The sequence below is a fragment of the Sunxiuqinia indica genome, from assembly GCF_009847015.1.
In the GTDB taxonomy this organism is placed as follows: Bacteria; Bacteroidota; Bacteroidia; order Bacteroidales; family Prolixibacteraceae; genus Sunxiuqinia; species Sunxiuqinia indica.
In genome coordinates this window covers 40739-56196 of sequence record NZ_WVEM01000009.1, presented here as the reverse complement: position 1 = coordinate 56196, position 15458 = coordinate 40739, and the positions used below count along the sequence as shown (strand labels likewise).

Sequence of the window (15458 nt, the reverse complement as noted above, 5' to 3'; positions counted from 1 at the left end):
CTTTCTGTTGATGCTACTTGTGCCGTTTTTTTAGCTCGCGGGCTAAATCCTCAATACGGTATCCTTTGTGTGTCAGCAATACGATGAGGTGATACAATAAATCGGCTCCTTCGTACAAGAAATTTTCATCGTCGTTCGCCATCGCTCCAATGATGGTTTCTACCGCTTCTTCGCCCACTTTTTGGGTGATGGTGCGTGTTCCTTTTGTGAACAACGAGGTGGTGTACGAGCCTTCCGGCATTTCTTCTTTGCGCTTGTCAATAAAGTCTTGCAGGTGCTTGATAAACGCCAGGTCATCCTGCTCGTTGGTTTCATTCCAGCAGGTATCGCTGCCGGTATGGCAAACCGGTCCAACCGGATTTACTTTGATCAGCAGGCTGTCGTTATCGCAATCTGAGGCGATAGAAACCACATTTAAAAAGTTACCGCTTTCTTCGCCTTTTGTCCACAGGCGGTTTTTGGTTCGGCTGAAGAAAGTCACCTTGCCGGTTTCTTCGGTTTTGGCTAAGGCTTCTTCATTCATAAACCCCAACATCAGTACTTTGCCGGTTTTATCATCTTGAATGACGGCCGGGATCAGGCCGTTTTGTTTTGAGTAATCCAATTCTTTTAGCATGAAGTTCTATTTAATTTTTTGTTTGATATTTTACCATTTGTTCCCGGAGCTCATTTTCAATATGTATCCGGTCGCGTTCAATCTCTTTTTTAAGTTCTTCTTCTGTTGGGAGATAAAGCTTGTATTTGGATGAAAATAGTTGTTTGCTGTCTGACAGTACGGAATACTTGATCACTGATTTATTTTGTTGAGAACAGAGAATAATTCCGATTGTTGGATTGTCGTCCGGTTGCTTTATTTTCTCCTCAAACAAGCGAACATACATATCCATTTGTCCAACATCCTGATGCGTAAGTTTCCCGACTTTGAGGTCTACAAGTACAAAGCATTTTAAAATGTAATTGTAAAAAACCAGATCAATATAATAATGATCATTTTCGACATTCAGGTGATATTGACGGGAAACAAAAGCAAACCCTTTCCCCAGTTCGAGAATAAAGGAATGCAAATTTTCAATCAGTGAGTTTTCGAGCGTTTTCTCCAGATAAGAATTATTCGGATTTAACTTTAGAAATTCCAGGATGTAGGGATCTTTGATAAAATCACGTGCCGACTCAATCAGGGGGTCAGTATTTTCTTCCGCTTCTTTCTTTACCGGCAATTTATCCTGACTGGAAATAATCCTTTCGTAATACAAGGTGTTAATTTGTCGGCTAAGTGCCCTAACGCTCCAGTTTTGGGTTGAGGCTTCTTTGATATAAAATTCCCTGGCATCCTTGCTTTCAACTCGAATTAACAGGCAAAAGTGAGACCAGCTCAATTCGCTAGACAGTGTGTAGCGAATTGGTAATTTCGACTGTGAATCTTCATTAAGCCTGCATATATCAGGAAATACTAAATAGAATTGTCTGAAATTTCGAAGGTTTGCAATTGAAAATCCTTTCCCAAATTCGGCTGTTAGCTTTTTTGATAAATCCTTTAAAACTTGCTTGCCATACTCCGCACGGATTGTTCCGTTTTGCTCTTCCTCTATAATTAACCTGCCGATTTCCCAGTAGGTGGTTACCATATTTGTATTGACTGCCCGGTAGACGGTTTGGTAAGCATTGTTTAAAACTTGCCTGACAGATTCGTACAACTTATGATTTTTCTCTGGAGTCATGTTTTGCAGTTGATTTCACCGATCAAAGATAAACACTCTATTAACGAACCGCAATGTCTTTGGTTCTCAGGTAATCTTTTAAATCAGGAATGGCAATTTCTTTGTAGTGAAAGATGCTGGCAGCCAGTCCGGCGTCGGCTTTTCCTTGGGTGAACACATCTACAAAATGATCCATGTTTCCGGCACCGCCCGATGCAATGATCGGGATTTTCAGCATATCGGCCATTTTAGCCAGCTCTTCATTGGCAAAGCCTCCCTTCGTACCGTCGTGGTCCATCGAGGTGAACAGGATTTCGCCGGCACCCCGATCTTCGGCTTCCCTGGCCCAGCTAAACAGTTCTTTGTCGGTTGGAATACGACCGCCGTTTACAGTCACTGTCCAGTGCCCATCGTAGTTTTTAGCATCAATCGCCACGACTACGAACTGGGTTCCGAAATTGAGAGCCAGATCATTAATCAGTTGCGGGTTGCGCACAGCTGAGGAGTTGATGCTCACTTTGTCGGCTCCGGCACTGAGCAACGCTTCAGCATCCTTAATTTCGCTAATTCCTCCGCCAACGGTAAAGGGAATGTTCAGCTCGCGGGCAATGCGTTTGACCAGTTCCACAAAAGTTTTGCGTCCTTCGTGGGTGGCGGTAATGTCGAGGAAAACCAGCTCGTCGGCTCCCTGCTCGGCATACAGTGCGCCAAGTTCTACCGGGTCGCCCACCGACTGTATATTGACAAAGTTTACGCCCTTTACGGTCTGACCGTCTTTAATATCCAGGCATGGTATGATTCGTTTCGCTAGCATGTTTTTATAAATTCCAAATTCCAGGTTTCAAATTCCAAATTAAAGGCATCCGTTCGAAGTTCATTAGTACGTAAATGAAATGTGGCGTACCAATGTACTTATGCACTTATGAACTTGCTTATCTCCTTTAAGCTAATTTTATTTTCATAAATGGCTTTCCCCGTGATTACGCCGGGGACCCCCATTTCGTTCAGTTCATGAATGTCTTTCATGGTGGCAATGCCGCCACTGGCAATGAGTTCCAATCCATCGAATTGACCCATAATCTCTTTGTACAGTTCAATGCTTGGGCCGGTGAGCATGCCATCGCGGGCAATGTCGGTTGAGATTACTTTTTGTATTCCTTGGCTGGTGTAGCTTTCAATAAACTCCAGAATTGACAATTCTGAAACCTCCTGCCAACCGCTTACGGCGATCATTTTATCTTTAGCATCGGCTCCCAAAATGATCTTTTCAGGACCGTAGGTTTCTATCCAGCTTAAAAAGGTCTCCCGGTCTTTCACAGCAATACTGCCACCGGTCACCATTTGCGCGCCGCTTTCAAAAGCTACTTTCAGGTCTTCATCTGTTTTCAATCCACCGCCAAAATCTACGATCAGATTGGTTCTTCCTGCAATAGTTTCCAGAACTTTGTAGTTCACAATGTGCTTGGCCTTTGCTCCGTCCAAATCGACTAAATGCAAACGCGTGATTCCGGCATCTTCAAACATCTTCGCCACTTCCAGCGGGTTTTCGTTGTATACCGTTTTCTGGTTGTAGTCGCCTTGTGAAAGTCGCACGCATTTGGCATCAATAAGATCTATTGCTGGGATGATGGTTATTTTGTTGTCAGAGTTCATGTTAATAGTTCATAGGTTCATAAGTACGAAGTTCATAAGTAAAAAATGGCACATAGCAGATGTACTTATGAACTCATGCACTTTGTACTAAATCTTTAAAAAGTTTTCTAAAATCTTCGCTCCAATCGGCCCACTTTTCTCTGGGTGAAACTGGGTGGCGTAAAAGTTGCCTTTGTGCAATGCCGCGCTGAACGGGTTGATGTAATTTCCTTCGGCCGCCGTGTGTTCTCCAACCGTGGCATAGTACGAATGGACAAAATACACAAACTGGTTGTCGAGCGATTCGTCAAACAAATCGCTATTCAATTTGGTGATGGTGTTCCATCCCATATGTGGAACTTTTGTTGTGAATTCCATTCCCGGTTGGGGAACAAATCGTTTTACTTTTTCCTCAAAAATTCCAAGGCAAGGAGTGTCCCCTTCTTCGGAATGGCTGCACATCAATTGCAGTCCGAGACAAATTCCTAAAACCGGTTGTGTCAGCGATGGAATCAACTGATCTAAGCCTTCTTTCTTCAAATAGGCCATTGTTGTGCTGGCTTCGCCAACACCCGGAAAAATGACTTTGTCGGCCGCCTTGATTTTTTCGTGGTCACCCGTAATTTCAGCTTCAATACCCAATCGTGAAAGGGCATTGCTGACTGATTCAATATTTCCGGCGTTGTATTTGATAATGACGATGTTCATTTTACGATGTTCATTTTATTATGGGTTCATGAGTGCCGAATTTATAAGTACTCGGATTAACGGTTTAAAATACTACTTTAACAACTTCTCTATGACCTTCTTCATCTCGTTGAATTCTTCCTGTTTGAATAGACGAGTCATATAAGCAATCTTGCCATTTTTATTGATGATGACATTGCGGGTTACTCCGGCTCCTTTTTCGGCATACTTGTAAAATATTGTGCCTTTTGGATCGAGTAGGAGTGGGTAAGTAACCGGTATATCTTGGGCAAATTGTTGCACTTTCTCTTTTGGTTCATCCAAGTCAATTCCGAACAAGGCAAAGTTTGAATTGCCTTTGTGCTTCTGCCAGACTTCCTTTTCAATGTGCGGCATTTCTTTTCGGCAAACGCCACACCAGCTGGCTGTAAATTGTAACATCACAACTTTCCCTTGCAAATCAGATAGCTTAACTTCTTGCCCATCGGCGGTTACGGTGCTAAAATCAGGTGCTTGCTGCCCGATTTCCACGATATACCCGTAGTCGGCCGGAATTTCTTTTTCAATAGTTTCAGCTCGGGTAAATGTTGTAAAAAGGAACATTATAAGTGCTATTGATTTCATCTTCTATTAATTAAATACAACTGTACGGTTGTTGTAAACCAGTACTTTTCGTTGCAGGTGATTAAAAACAGCGTTCGATAAAACAATCTTTTCCAAGTCGCGTCCTTTTCGAATCAGGCTTTTAATGGTATCTACATGGCTGCATTGCGTTACACCTTGCTCAATGATGGGGCCTGCATCTAAGTCGTGAGTTACATAATGACTTGTAGCACCAATCAGTTTTACCCCACGGGCATGCGCTGCATGGTAGGGTTTTGCACCTGCAAATGCCGGTAGAAATGAATGGTGGATGTTGATGATCTTGTTGGGGTAATGCGAGACAAACTCTTTCGACAGGATTTGCATATAGCGAGCCAATACAATAAAATCAATTCTATGCTTCTTCAATAATTCTAGCTCTTTTACTTCCTGTTCGGCTTTGTTTTCAGAAGTCACGGGAACGTATTCGAATTCAATTCCGAAGCGCTCGGCAACAGGACGCATGGTCTCGTGGTTGCTGATGATAACCGGAATTTCAACATCCCATTCGCCAGCAGTATATCGTCCCAAAATATCAAATAAACAATGCGACATTTTAGAAACGAAAATAGCCATCCGGGGAACATCTTCTGAAAAATAGATCTTCCAGGTCATTTCCAATTTTGAACCGATTAGTGTATCAAAGTATTCACCAATTTTTTCTGACGGGATGGCAAAATCATCCAATTCCCATTCAACCCGCATGTAAAAAATCTTTTCAATTCGGTCGACATGCTGATCCAGGTTGATGATATTCCCATTATTCTTATTCAAGAATTCAGTCACTGTTGCTAAAATACCCTGCTTATCAGGGCAGTGTATTAAAAGAACTGCTGTATTCTTCTTTTCACGTAAGGGTTTGATGCTTTTCATATCTGTTTTTTTAAACCACAGAGCTTACAGAGATTTACTCAGAGAACTCAGAGTTAACTTTTATATTTATTAATTACTCTTTTTAATCCTTTCACCAATTGAACTACGTTGAAATTAATTAATAACCCCAATTTGCAATCTGCTAATTTGAGATAGGTAAGAACTTACGCCAAGTGAATTTCATTTTCTGTTTACTCTGAGTAATTCTTAGGTATCTCTGTGGTAAATAAATTATAATGCTCCTTTGGTTGAAGGGAGTTCAAAGTTAAACACATCTTTTTTAATTGCCATTTTTATTGCACGGGCCAGTGCTTTAAATATACCTTCAATTTTATGATGCTCATTATCGCCTTCAGCTTTAATATTTAAGTTTGAAAGCGATGTGTCGGAGAATGATTTGAAAAAGTGAAAGAACATTTCCGTTGGCATGTCGCCTACTTTTTCGCGTTTGAACTCAGCATCCCACATAATCCAGGGGCGACCGCCAAAGTCGATGGCCACTTGCGCCAGACAATCGTCCATCGGCAGGCAATAGCCGTAGCGTTCAACGCCTCGTTTGTCTCCCAGCGCGAGTTTAAAAGCTTCTCCCAGTGCCAAGCCGGTATCTTCAATGGTGTGGTGCTCGTCAACCTGTAAGTCGCCACGAACCTGAATTGTTAGGTCAACCCCGGCGTGACGGGCAATTTGATCCAGCATGTGATCAAAAAATCCCAACCCGGTGCTGATGTTTCCTTTGCCTGTTCCATCCAGATTTAATTCAATATTGATTTGTGTTTCTTTGGTATTGCGCTGCACTTGTGCGGTTCTTTCGGGAGCTGCAACCCGGGCATAAATTTCATCCCAGTCGGATGTTACTAATGCACAATGTTTTTCCAAGCCTTTATCCTGCATTTCTTCAACCAAAGAACCGTCATTAATCAGAATTCCTTTTGCTCCCAGGTTTTTAGCCAGTTCAATATCTGTCAACCGATCGCCAATAACAAAGCTATTTGCTAAATCATAGCTGCCGTCCATATATTTACCCATCATCCCGGTTCCCGGCTTGCGTGTTGGTGCATTGTCTTTGGGGAAGTGTCGATCGATCAGGATGTCATCAAAGATTACCCCTTCGTTTTCAAAAGACTTGAGCACTTTATTATGTGCCGGCCAAAACGTATCTTCGGGAAACGAGTCTGTTCCTAATCCATCTTGATTGGTGACCATGACTAAATCATAATCCAGGTTCTTCGCAATGAAGTGCATGTTTCGAAATACCTTTGGAAGATATTCAAGTTTTTCCAGTGAATCGATTTGTTCATCTGCAGGCTCTGTAATCAGAGTTCCATCACGGTCAATAAATAATGCCTTTTTCATGCTTTTGTTTTTGTAATCATCCCAAAGATACAGCAGTGGCCTGTGTCATTCCGAACTTGTTTCGGAATCTGTTTTTCTTGAGATCCTGAAACAAGTTCAGGATGACGGCAAGCTAACGTAGGGATGTTATTTATATAAGCTCTTTCAATTTCTCAATCAGTATTTCGTTCTCTTCCGGTTTGCCAACGGTAATTCTCAAGCTGTCGTTACACAAAACTACTTTAGAGCGATCGCGGACAATGATCCCATTTTCAACAAGGTAATCGTAAATTCCTCGTGCATCGTGCATTTTTACCAGAACAAAATTAGCATCGGAAGGATAAACTTTTTGTACGAATGCCAGATCTTTTAACGTATTTTCTAACTTTTTCCTTTCCGTCAACAGTATTTCAACCCACTCCTTTTTTTCTTGCTCTTGTAAAAGAAGCTCCAGTGCTTTTTGCTGAGTTAACATGTTGATGTTGTAAGGGTATTTTATTTTATTGAGGATTTTGATGATTTCAGAATTGGCAAAGGCCATACCTAAGCGAATTCCGGCCATTCCCCATGCTTTAGAGAACGTCTGCAAAATCACTAAATTTTCGTATTTGTTCAATTCCGGAAGCATGCTTGCATCTGGCGCAAAATCAATGTATGCTTCATCGATAATTACAATTCCTGAAAAAACCTCAATCAGCTTAATCACTTCGTTTTTATCCAATAAATTTCCTGTTGGATTATTGGGCGAACAGATGAAAATAAGCTTGGTGTTATTGTCTGCAGCTTTTAAAAGTTCTTCGGCTGAAAAGTGATAGCTCTCATCCAATTTCACTTTGCGAACTTCGGTATCGTTGATGTCTGCTGCAACCTGGTACATCCCGTAAGTAGGATCGATTGTAACGATGTTATCTTGTTTGGGCTCGCAAAATGCTCTAAAAAGTAAGTCGATCGGTTCGTCGCTACCATTTCCCAGAAAGATTTGCGACGGCTCACATCCTTTTATTACAGCAATTTTTTCCTTGACTTCCCGCTGCAAAGGGTCGGGATAGCGGTTGTATGGTTCGTTAAACGGATTTTCGTTGGCATCTAAAAACATCATAGCTTCGCCAGTGTACTCATTGCGTGCTGATGAATAGGGTTTCAGGTTTTTGATGTTTGTCCGGATGAGTTTTTCTATGTTCATTTTATTTATTTTTGAAGGCAGTGGAAGACGATAGAAAGCTTTGAAAGCAATTGTATTAAATTTGTCTTTCCAAAGCTTGGATATCATTCCAAAGTTTTACTTTCAAATTATTTAGTCTTTTTAAATAAGTTTCTGCCAGATCTTGATCAACCTGTTCGTTGATTTATTTTCAACTGTCTTCTATATCCTTCAATCTCAACGCAACAGCATTTTTGTGAGCATCCAAGTGTTCGGCTGCAGCCATTTTTTCGATCACCGGGCCTAAATTTTGGATACCTTCTTTGGTGATTTCCTGAAAAGTGATTTTACGAATAAAGCTATCCAGGTTGACACCACTAAAAGAGCGTGCCCACCCATTTGTTGGTAGGGTATGGTTTGTCCCCGAAGCATAGTCTCCTGCGCTTTCAGGCGTGTAATTGCCAAGAAATACCGAACCGGCATTGATTATTCTTTCAGCCACTTCCAGGTAGTTATCCATAGAAATGATTAAGTGTTCTGGTGCATATTCATTGATCATATCGATTATTTCTTCTTTGGTATTCAGAATAATCGCAACACTGTTGTCCAGGGCTTTTGTGGCAATCTCCATTCGGCTTAGTTTTGCCAATTGGTTGGTCAGTGCAGATTCCACTTCATCCACCAATTTCTCCGAGTTGGTAATCAAAACCACCTGAGAGTCCGGGCCGTGCTCGGCTTGTGAAAGCAAATCAGAAGCAATAAATGCCGGATTAGCTGAATCATCAGCCATTACAGCAACTTCCGATGGACCGGCAGGCATATCAATAGCAACGTCGGCAATGCTGACCAACTGTTTTGCAGCCATCACATATTGATTTCCCGGACCAAAAATCTTGGACACTTTAGGAACGGGATCAGCACCATATGCCATTGCTCCGATTGCCTGAACACCTCCGAGTTTGAAGATTTGAGTTACGCCAACCAATTGAGCTGCAAATAAAATAGCCGGATGAATTTTTCCTTCCTTATTTGGAGGAGTGCACAATACAATTTCCTGACATCCTGCGATTTTTGCAGGAATGGCTAACATCAGTACACTTGAAAATAGGGGAGCAGATCCGCCTGGAATATACAAACCGACTTTCTCTATGGCAACTGCTTTCTGCCAGCAAACTACCCCCGGAGATGTTTCAATCTTTTTAATCTCTGTTTTTTGGCTAGCATGAAAATCAGTGACGTTCTTTGATGCCGTTTCAATGGCTGCTTTCAGCTCATCATCTAACAACGCAGCAGCCTCTGTAATTTCGGCCTCTGTTACAGCAAAATCGCTGATGGTCACCCCGTCAAACTGTTTGGTGAACTTTTGAACAGCAGACATGCCATCTGTTTTTATTTCGTCCAGAATAGCCTGTACTCGTCCGGTCAAATCCGCTGCATTAAACAGCGGACGTTCAAGGATTTGAGGCCATTTGCTTTTGTCAGGATTTAAGTAACGCTTCATGCTTGTCAAAATTATTGAATTTCAGATCGTTTTTTTATCGATACAAACGGATTAAAAAATCATTTTTTCAATCGGAACAACCAAAATACCCTGGGCTCCGGCGGCTTTTAGTTTACCGATGATTTCCCAGAAGTCGCTTTCTGCAATAACCGAATGCAATGAACTCCATCCTTTTTCAGCAAGAGGAGTGACTGTCGGACTTTTCATTCCGGGCAAGATTGCTGTAATTTCTTCAATTTTATCGTTCGGAGCATTCAGCAAAATGTACTTTTTATCTTTTGCTCGTTCTACCGATTCCATGCGGAAAATCATTTCTTCCAAAATGGCTTGTTTATCAGCGGATAGTTCTTGTGGCGCAACCAAAACGGCTTCGGAATAAAGAGCCACTTCCACTTCTTTTAAGCGGTTTGAAACCAATGTTGAACCGGAACTAACGATATCGAAAATGGCATCAGCCAGTCCAATCCCAGGGGCAATTTCCACTGAGCCGGAAATAACGTGAATATCAGCTTTTACATTATTTTTATCCAGAAAACTTTTCAAAATGACCGGATATGAGGTGGCAATTTTTTTCCCATTGAACCACTCGATGCCGGCATATTCTTCGGTTTTCGGAATAGCCAGACTTAAACGACATTTGCTGAATCCCAGTCGCTTAACTATTTTAACGTTTTGCTGTTTTTCCAACATTTCATTTTCTCCAACGATACCAATGTCGGCAACCTGATCAGCAACCGCCTGGGGGATATCATCATCACGTAAAAACAAAACTTCGATTGGGAAATTTTTAGCAGCAGCCAATAGTTTACGTTTTCCCAGATTGATCTTAATTCCAGCTTCTTGCATGAGCTGCATTGAATCTTCGTTTAATCTTCCTTTTGTTTGAATAGCAATTCTCAATTGTGTCATGATAGTTTAAATCAATAAAAAAGGCCTACCTAATGGTAAGCCTTCTTTGGGTTAATATTTTTTAAAACAAAACAAAAGAATTACGGCCTACCAATAAATAGGTTGTTGTGATGATGGCCGTAATGTCCAAGTTTGTTGTACATGTCGTTTTAATTTTGTGCTGCAAGTATAGTGATAAATTAAAAGTGTACCAAACGAAAAATTGACAAATTATAGTTTTTATATGAATAGTTATTCATTTATTAAACTATAGCATGAACAACAATCGATTGTATTATTTTCTTAATTTTTGAGAATATTCGTACAATAACGAAGTGTTATGAGAAACATACTACGTTTTTTTAAATGCTTTATTCGAAAATATTTTTCATTTTCTCGAAAAAATTCTTGTCTCCTGCACCAGGTGTGTGTTGGAAGTTCTCTGATTCCTGAAGTTTTTCAAGCATTTTGCGCTCTTCCGGAGAGATCTTTTTCGGTGCCCATGCATGAATCCGTACGAGTAGATCACCTTTGCCATATCCGTTAACATCAGGTAGGCCTTTACCTCGTAAACGAAGAATTTTCTCAGGCTGTGTTCCGGCATCAATTTTGACTTTTACTTTACTTTCAACGGTCGGAATTTCAGATGTTGTTCCCAGTGCAAAATCGGGAAGGCTTAGGAAAAGATTATATATCAGGTTGTTTCCATCGCGAATCAAGTCAGGATGATTTTCCTCTGTAATAATAACCAGTAAATCACCGTTAACTCCTCCACGGCGGCCGGCATTTCCTTTTCCAGACACGTTCAATTGCATACCTTCAGCAACTCCTGCAGGAATTTTAATGTTTACAACTTCTTCGTCGCGAACAACACCTTCGCCATTACACGAAGTACATTTGTTCTTGATCATTTGACCTTCGCCATTACAGCTTGGACAGGTGGCAGTCGTTTGCATTTGCCCGAGTAGTGTGTTGGTAACTCGGGTTACATGACCACTCCCCCGGCAGGTTGAACACGTTGTGTAGTCATTGCCTCCTTGTGCTCCGGTACCGCTACAAGTGTCGCAGCTTTTGTATTTTTTTAGTTTGAGCTTTTTCTCAACGCCGTTCGCGATGTCTTTCAGCGAAAGAGTGACTTTTACGCGCAAATCTGATCCGCGATGAACCCGACGACCTCCGCCACGCGATGATCCTCCAAACCCACTAAATCCGCCACCGCCAAAACCATGACCGCCAAACACATCGCCAAACATAGAAAAAATGTCATCCATTGACATGTCGTGCTGGCTAAATCCGCCACCACCTCCGGCTCCACCTACTCCTGCATGGCCATACTGGTCATACCGTTGTTTTTTCTGAGGATTGCTTAAAACTTCGTAAGCTTCAGCGGCTTCTTTGAATTTATCCTCAGCTTCCTTGTTATCCGGATTTTTGTCTGGGTGATATTGGATCGCTTTTTTCCGATAAGCTTTTTTAATCTCTTCGGGCGAAGCGCTTTTACTAACTTCTAAAATCTCGTAAAAATCTCTTTTTGCCATACTTGCTTTTTGTTTGCCTATTCACCAATCACAACTTTAGAAAAGCGAATGACTTTCTCGTTCATCACGTAACCTTTCTGAATTACATCAACAACTTTCCCTTTAAGTTCCTCTTTTGGAGCCGGAATTTTAGTTACTGCTTCGTGTAAGTCAGTATCAAATTCTTTTTCTTTAGCTTCAATTTCCTGAATGTTGTTTTGCTTTAAAAACTCCTGAAATTTGCTGTAAATCAAAGTTATTCCTTGCTTTAACGGATCATCATCTTTCATCTCACCGAAAGCAATAAGCGCTCGTTCAAAGTCGTCGATTACTGGCAGGATATTGACTAATACCGTTTCTCCACCAGTTTTTATCAGCTCCATTTTTTCTTTCATGGTGCGTTTGCGGTAATTGTCAAATTCCGCTTGCAGACGAATGTGTTTGTCCTTTAGCTCGATTAGTTCGTTTCCTAAAGCTTCAATTTTTTCGTCAGTATTATCTTTCTTCGACTTTTTATTTTCTTTTTTACCCTTTGCTTTTTTTGAATTTTTATCTTCTTCAGCAGCTTTATCATTTTCCTGAGCAGTGTTCTCTTTTGCCTCAGTTTCTTCAACTTGCTCCTTTTCTTTATTTGTTTTTTCTTCTGCCATTGTTGTTTGTTATTTAATTTACCGGATTCACAGTTTACAAAAATGTTGCCATTACGTAATATGGGACATTTTGACACCTCATTCTTGTAAATTGCTGACAAAATTATAAAAAGAAAGGCAGCACGCATGTGCCACCTTTTGATTTATACGATTTTATAATCTTATTTTAATAATTGGGTCAGGGTATTTTTTAATGCCGGGCCACGTAAGTTTTTAGCAACGATAATACCTTCGCCATTGATTAGAAAGTTGGCAGGAATACCTCGAACACCATACACGGCAGCATATTTCGAATACCATCCTTTTAAGTCCGAAACATGATAGTCCCAAGTTAATTTGTCAGCTTCAATTGCTTTTACCCATGGTTCTTTCGCTTTATCTAACGAGACGCTATAAACGGTAAAACCATTTCCATTTTTAAATTTTCGGTCTTTAAACTCCTGATAAGCTGATACTACGGTTGGGTTTTCGCGACGACAGGGACCACACCACGACGCCCAAAAGTCGATCAATACCATTTTCCCATCCAATGATGAAAGTTTTAATTCTTTTCCGTCAATTGATTTTTCAACAATCTCAGGAGCTTTGTTTCCAATTCCCAAGCCAATTTTCGCTTCATTTTGTGCAATTGACTGAGTTACAAAAGCAAATAATAAAACGAAGGCTGCTAAAATATTTTGTTTCATTTTTGTGGATATGTTTAAATCTCAACTAAATCAAGCTCAATAATAGTAAAAATGAAGATGTGTAGTTGTGTTGAAAGCTGCTTTTTTGAAAATATTAACAAATATTATTCTGAATGAAATTAGTTTGAGCGTTTAATATTGGCACCAATTGCACTGAGTCGTTCATCAATTGCTTCGTACCCACGGTCAATTTGTTCGATATTGAAAATCTCACTTTTACCTTGAGCCGATAAAGCCGCTATCAGCAATGCTACGCCGGCGCGAATATCGGGCGATGACATCATTGTTCCGCGAAGCATGTGTTTTTTATTGAGCCCGATTACTGTTGCCCGATGTGGATCACAAAGTATAATCTGTGCTCCCATATCAATCAGTTTATCGACGAAGAACAGCCTGCTTTCAAACATTTTTTGATGAATTAGCACGCTTCCGTTGGCTTGAGTGGCAACAACTAAAAAGATACTTAATAAATCAGGAGTCAAGCCTGGCCAGGGAGCATCGGAGATATTCATGATCGAGCCGTCGATGAAGGTCTCAATTTCATATTCGTCCTGAGCCGGAATGTAAATGTTATCTCCTTTTATCTGAAGTTTGATTCCAAGTCGTTTAAATGCATCGGGAATTATTCCAAGGTGGTCAACTCCTGCGTTGGGAATGGTGATTTCGGAACCGGTCATTGCTGCTAAGCCAATAAAACTACCCACTTCAATCATGTCGGGTAATATTGTGTGATTACAGCCTTTAAGCTCTGTCACCCCTTCAATACGAAGAAGATTTGAGCCAATGCCATCAATTTTTGCGCCCATTGAAACCAGCATTCTTGTAAGCTGCTGCAAGTAGGGTTCGCAGGCGGCATTATAAATTGTGGTGGTGCCTTCTGCCATCACGGCAGCCATTAAAATATTGGCAGTACCGGTAACCGAAGCTTCGTCAAGCAGCATGTACTGACCTTTAAGTTTTTCGGTTGAAACCTGGAAGAAGTGATTGTCGGGATCGTAAGTGAATTTGGCTCCCAGTTTTTGAAGTCCGACAAAATGAGTGTCTAATCGACGACGACCAATTTTATCGCCTCCGGGTTGCGGAATTAAGGCTTCTCCAAAACGAGCCAGCAGTGGGCCTACAATCATGATCGATCCACGCAAGCTGGCTGCTTGTTTTGCAAATTGTTCCGATCGTAGGTGCTTCATGTCCACCTGATCGGCCTGAAATTGATATTCTCCTTTCTTTAGACGCTGGATTTTAACTCCCAATTCGCCTAGGATTTCGATCAACTTCAAAACATCCCGGATTTCAGGAATATTGGTAATGGTGATTTTATCGCTCGTTAGAAGTGTAGCACAAATAACCTGAAGCGCTTCGTTTTTGGCTCCCTGTGGCTTTAGTTTGCCAGATAATTTATTTCCACCTTCAATTTGAAATGTTGCCATCTCTAATAAACGTATTATGACTTTCTAACGTGTTTTTTAGGGCCTCTGGTTTGATTGGAGTTTTGCTTTTTTCGTGGAGCGTTTCGTTGTAGAATGTCCCGGGTTTCTGCCAAATCTAAATCATCACGCTTGATTCGTCCTTTTGATAGGATTTCCAAATCTTTGTATATTTTATCGTCATCAACGGCATCTTTATTCCATGTCAGGTAGCTCTTTTTCATGTGGTTTGCCAGCATGGTGATCAGAATTTCCTTCTCCTCTCCATCTTCAAACTCAACGGCCTTTTCAACCATTAGCTCCAACGTTTTACCGTAATAGCGAAATCGAATGTTATTGCTGGCGTATTCAACTTTCTTAGGCGGTTCCTGAAATGTTTCAGGTTTCGGTGGATCATACGGATAATCGATGTCCAACTTAAAATCAGCCATAATGGCTAAGTGATCCCATAGTTTGTGCTTGAAATCGTTAATGTCACGAAGGTATGGATACAGATTACCCATAATATCGATAATGGTTTGAGCCGCCAGATTGCGTTCTGCTCTGTCTTCAATGGTCATCACATGATCAACCATATTTTGAATATTACGCCCATATTCTGGAAGGGGTAATTTTTTACGATTTGAATTATAATCCATTTAAAAAAATCTAATAAACTTTTGTGTCAAACAAGGTTGTTCAGATTCGGTAATTTAGTTGATAATCTGAAGTGAAGGAGATTCCCTAATAGATGCAAAGCTAAATGAAATTATTTTGCTTACAAATTAATTTGCGAAAATCTTGACTTT

The 15458-nt window shown here is 40.8% G+C and carries 16 protein-coding genes and 1 pseudogene; all 17 read right to left on the bottom strand.

Annotated elements, in window-relative coordinates:
- Positions 1–13 precede the first annotated feature (13 nt).
- Positions 14–616, bottom strand: a complete 603-nt coding sequence (gene hisIE, locus GR929_RS14070; RefSeq protein ID WP_159520857.1) for a bifunctional phosphoribosyl-AMP cyclohydrolase/phosphoribosyl-ATP diphosphatase HisIE — start codon at positions 614–616, stop codon at positions 14–16.
- A gap of 10 nt (positions 617–626) precedes the next feature.
- Positions 627–1718 carry a PDDEXK nuclease domain-containing protein gene (locus GR929_RS14065; protein ID WP_159520855.1) on the bottom strand — a complete coding sequence of 364 codons (1092 nt, stop codon included), beginning with the start codon at positions 1716–1718 and terminating at the stop codon, positions 627–629.
- Positions 1719–1758: 40 nt separating this feature from the next.
- Positions 1759–2511, bottom strand: coding sequence for an imidazole glycerol phosphate synthase subunit HisF (gene hisF / locus GR929_RS14060; RefSeq protein ID WP_159520853.1), 753 nt, complete (start codon positions 2509–2511; stop codon positions 1759–1761).
- Positions 2512–2609: 98 nt separating this feature from the next.
- Positions 2610–3350, bottom strand: coding sequence for a 1-(5-phosphoribosyl)-5-[(5-phosphoribosylamino)methylideneamino]imidazole-4-carboxamide isomerase (gene hisA / locus GR929_RS14055; protein ID WP_159520851.1), 741 nt, complete (start codon positions 3348–3350; stop codon positions 2610–2612).
- Positions 3351–3437: 87 nt separating this feature from the next.
- Positions 3438–4037: an imidazole glycerol phosphate synthase subunit HisH gene (gene hisH, locus GR929_RS14050; protein ID WP_159520849.1), complete on the bottom strand. Its 600-nt coding sequence runs from the start codon at positions 4035–4037 to the stop codon at positions 3438–3440.
- Between the two features lie 72 nt (positions 4038–4109).
- Positions 4110–4640 (bottom strand): TlpA family protein disulfide reductase, encoded by a 531-nt coding sequence (locus GR929_RS14045; RefSeq protein ID WP_159520847.1) that lies wholly within the window; start codon positions 4638–4640, stop codon positions 4110–4112.
- 6 nt (positions 4641–4646) lie between these two features.
- Positions 4647–5531, bottom strand: a complete 885-nt coding sequence (gene purU / locus GR929_RS14040; RefSeq protein ID WP_159520845.1) for a formyltetrahydrofolate deformylase — start codon at positions 5529–5531, stop codon at positions 4647–4649.
- 53 nt (positions 5532–5584) lie between these two features.
- A pseudogene (locus GR929_RS14035) lies at positions 5585–5683 on the bottom strand (hypothetical protein); the annotation flags it as partial.
- Between the two features lie 79 nt (positions 5684–5762).
- A complete protein-coding gene (hisB, locus tag GR929_RS14030) occupies positions 5763–6884 on the bottom strand; it encodes a bifunctional histidinol-phosphatase/imidazoleglycerol-phosphate dehydratase HisB (protein WP_159520843.1) in 1122 nt (373 codons plus the stop codon).
- Positions 6885–7014: 130 nt separating this feature from the next.
- Entirely contained in the window at positions 7015–8046 is a 1032-nt protein-coding gene (gene hisC, locus GR929_RS14025) for a histidinol-phosphate transaminase (protein WP_159520841.1), read from the bottom strand.
- Positions 8047–8215: 169 nt separating this feature from the next.
- Entirely contained in the window at positions 8216–9505 is a 1290-nt protein-coding gene (gene hisD / locus GR929_RS14020; RefSeq protein ID WP_159520839.1) for a histidinol dehydrogenase, read from the bottom strand.
- A gap of 51 nt (positions 9506–9556) precedes the next feature.
- Positions 9557–10414, bottom strand: a complete 858-nt coding sequence (hisG, locus tag GR929_RS14015; protein ID WP_159520837.1) for an ATP phosphoribosyltransferase — start codon at positions 10412–10414, stop codon at positions 9557–9559.
- A gap of 350 nt (positions 10415–10764) precedes the next feature.
- Positions 10765–11931, bottom strand: a complete 1167-nt coding sequence (gene dnaJ, locus GR929_RS14010; protein WP_159520835.1) for a molecular chaperone DnaJ — start codon at positions 11929–11931, stop codon at positions 10765–10767.
- Positions 11932–11948: 17 nt separating this feature from the next.
- On the bottom strand, positions 11949–12560 hold the full coding sequence (locus GR929_RS14005) for a nucleotide exchange factor GrpE (protein WP_159520833.1): 612 nt from the start codon (positions 12558–12560) through the stop codon (positions 11949–11951).
- Between the two features lie 161 nt (positions 12561–12721).
- The gene (locus tag GR929_RS14000; protein ID WP_159520831.1) at positions 12722–13246 is read right to left on the bottom strand and encodes a TlpA family protein disulfide reductase; all 525 of its coding nucleotides are present in this window, start codon (positions 13244–13246) and stop codon (positions 12722–12724) included.
- A gap of 119 nt (positions 13247–13365) precedes the next feature.
- The gene (gene murA, locus GR929_RS13995; protein ID WP_159520829.1) at positions 13366–14673 is read right to left on the bottom strand and encodes a UDP-N-acetylglucosamine 1-carboxyvinyltransferase; all 1308 of its coding nucleotides are present in this window, start codon (positions 14671–14673) and stop codon (positions 13366–13368) included.
- A gap of 14 nt (positions 14674–14687) precedes the next feature.
- Positions 14688–15308: a DUF4290 domain-containing protein gene (locus GR929_RS13990; protein ID WP_159520827.1), complete on the bottom strand. Its 621-nt coding sequence runs from the start codon at positions 15306–15308 to the stop codon at positions 14688–14690.
- Between the last annotated feature and the right edge of the window lie 150 nt (positions 15309–15458).

Coding starts and splice junctions, on each gene's coding strand:
- GR929_RS13990 (WP_159520827.1), bottom strand. CDS start 15,308: ATGGATTATAATTCAAATCGTAAAAAATTACCCCTTCCAGAATATGGG.
- hisH (WP_159520849.1), bottom strand. CDS start 4,037: ATGAACATCGTCATTATCAAATACAACGCCGGAAATATTGAATCAGTC.
- hisC (WP_159520841.1), bottom strand. CDS start 8,046: ATGAACATAGAAAAACTCATCCGGACAAACATCAAAAACCTGAAACCC.
- GR929_RS14045 (WP_159520847.1), bottom strand. CDS start 4,640: ATGAAATCAATAGCACTTATAATGTTCCTTTTTACAACATTTACCCGA.
- hisG (WP_159520837.1), bottom strand. CDS start 10,414: ATGACACAATTGAGAATTGCTATTCAAACAAAAGGAAGATTAAACGAA.
- hisA (WP_159520851.1), bottom strand. CDS start 3,350: ATGAACTCTGACAACAAAATAACCATCATCCCAGCAATAGATCTTATT.
- hisF (WP_159520853.1), bottom strand. CDS start 2,511: ATGCTAGCGAAACGAATCATACCATGCCTGGATATTAAAGACGGTCAG.
- hisD (WP_159520839.1), bottom strand. CDS start 9,505: ATGAAGCGTTACTTAAATCCTGACAAAAGCAAATGGCCTCAAATCCTT.
- dnaJ (WP_159520835.1), bottom strand. CDS start 11,931: ATGGCAAAAAGAGATTTTTACGAGATTTTAGAAGTTAGTAAAAGCGCT.
- murA (WP_159520829.1), bottom strand. CDS start 14,673: ATGGCAACATTTCAAATTGAAGGTGGAAATAAATTATCTGGCAAACTA.
- GR929_RS14065 (WP_159520855.1), bottom strand. CDS start 1,718: ATGACTCCAGAGAAAAATCATAAGTTGTACGAATCTGTCAGGCAAGTT.
- purU (WP_159520845.1), bottom strand. CDS start 5,531: ATGAAAAGCATCAAACCCTTACGTGAAAAGAAGAATACAGCAGTTCTT.
- GR929_RS14000 (WP_159520831.1), bottom strand. CDS start 13,246: ATGAAACAAAATATTTTAGCAGCCTTCGTTTTATTATTTGCTTTTGTA.
- GR929_RS14005 (WP_159520833.1), bottom strand. CDS start 12,560: ATGGCAGAAGAAAAAACAAATAAAGAAAAGGAGCAAGTTGAAGAAACT.
- hisIE (WP_159520857.1), bottom strand. CDS start 616: ATGCTAAAAGAATTGGATTACTCAAAACAAAACGGCCTGATCCCGGCC.
- hisB (WP_159520843.1), bottom strand. CDS start 6,884: ATGAAAAAGGCATTATTTATTGACCGTGATGGAACTCTGATTACAGAG.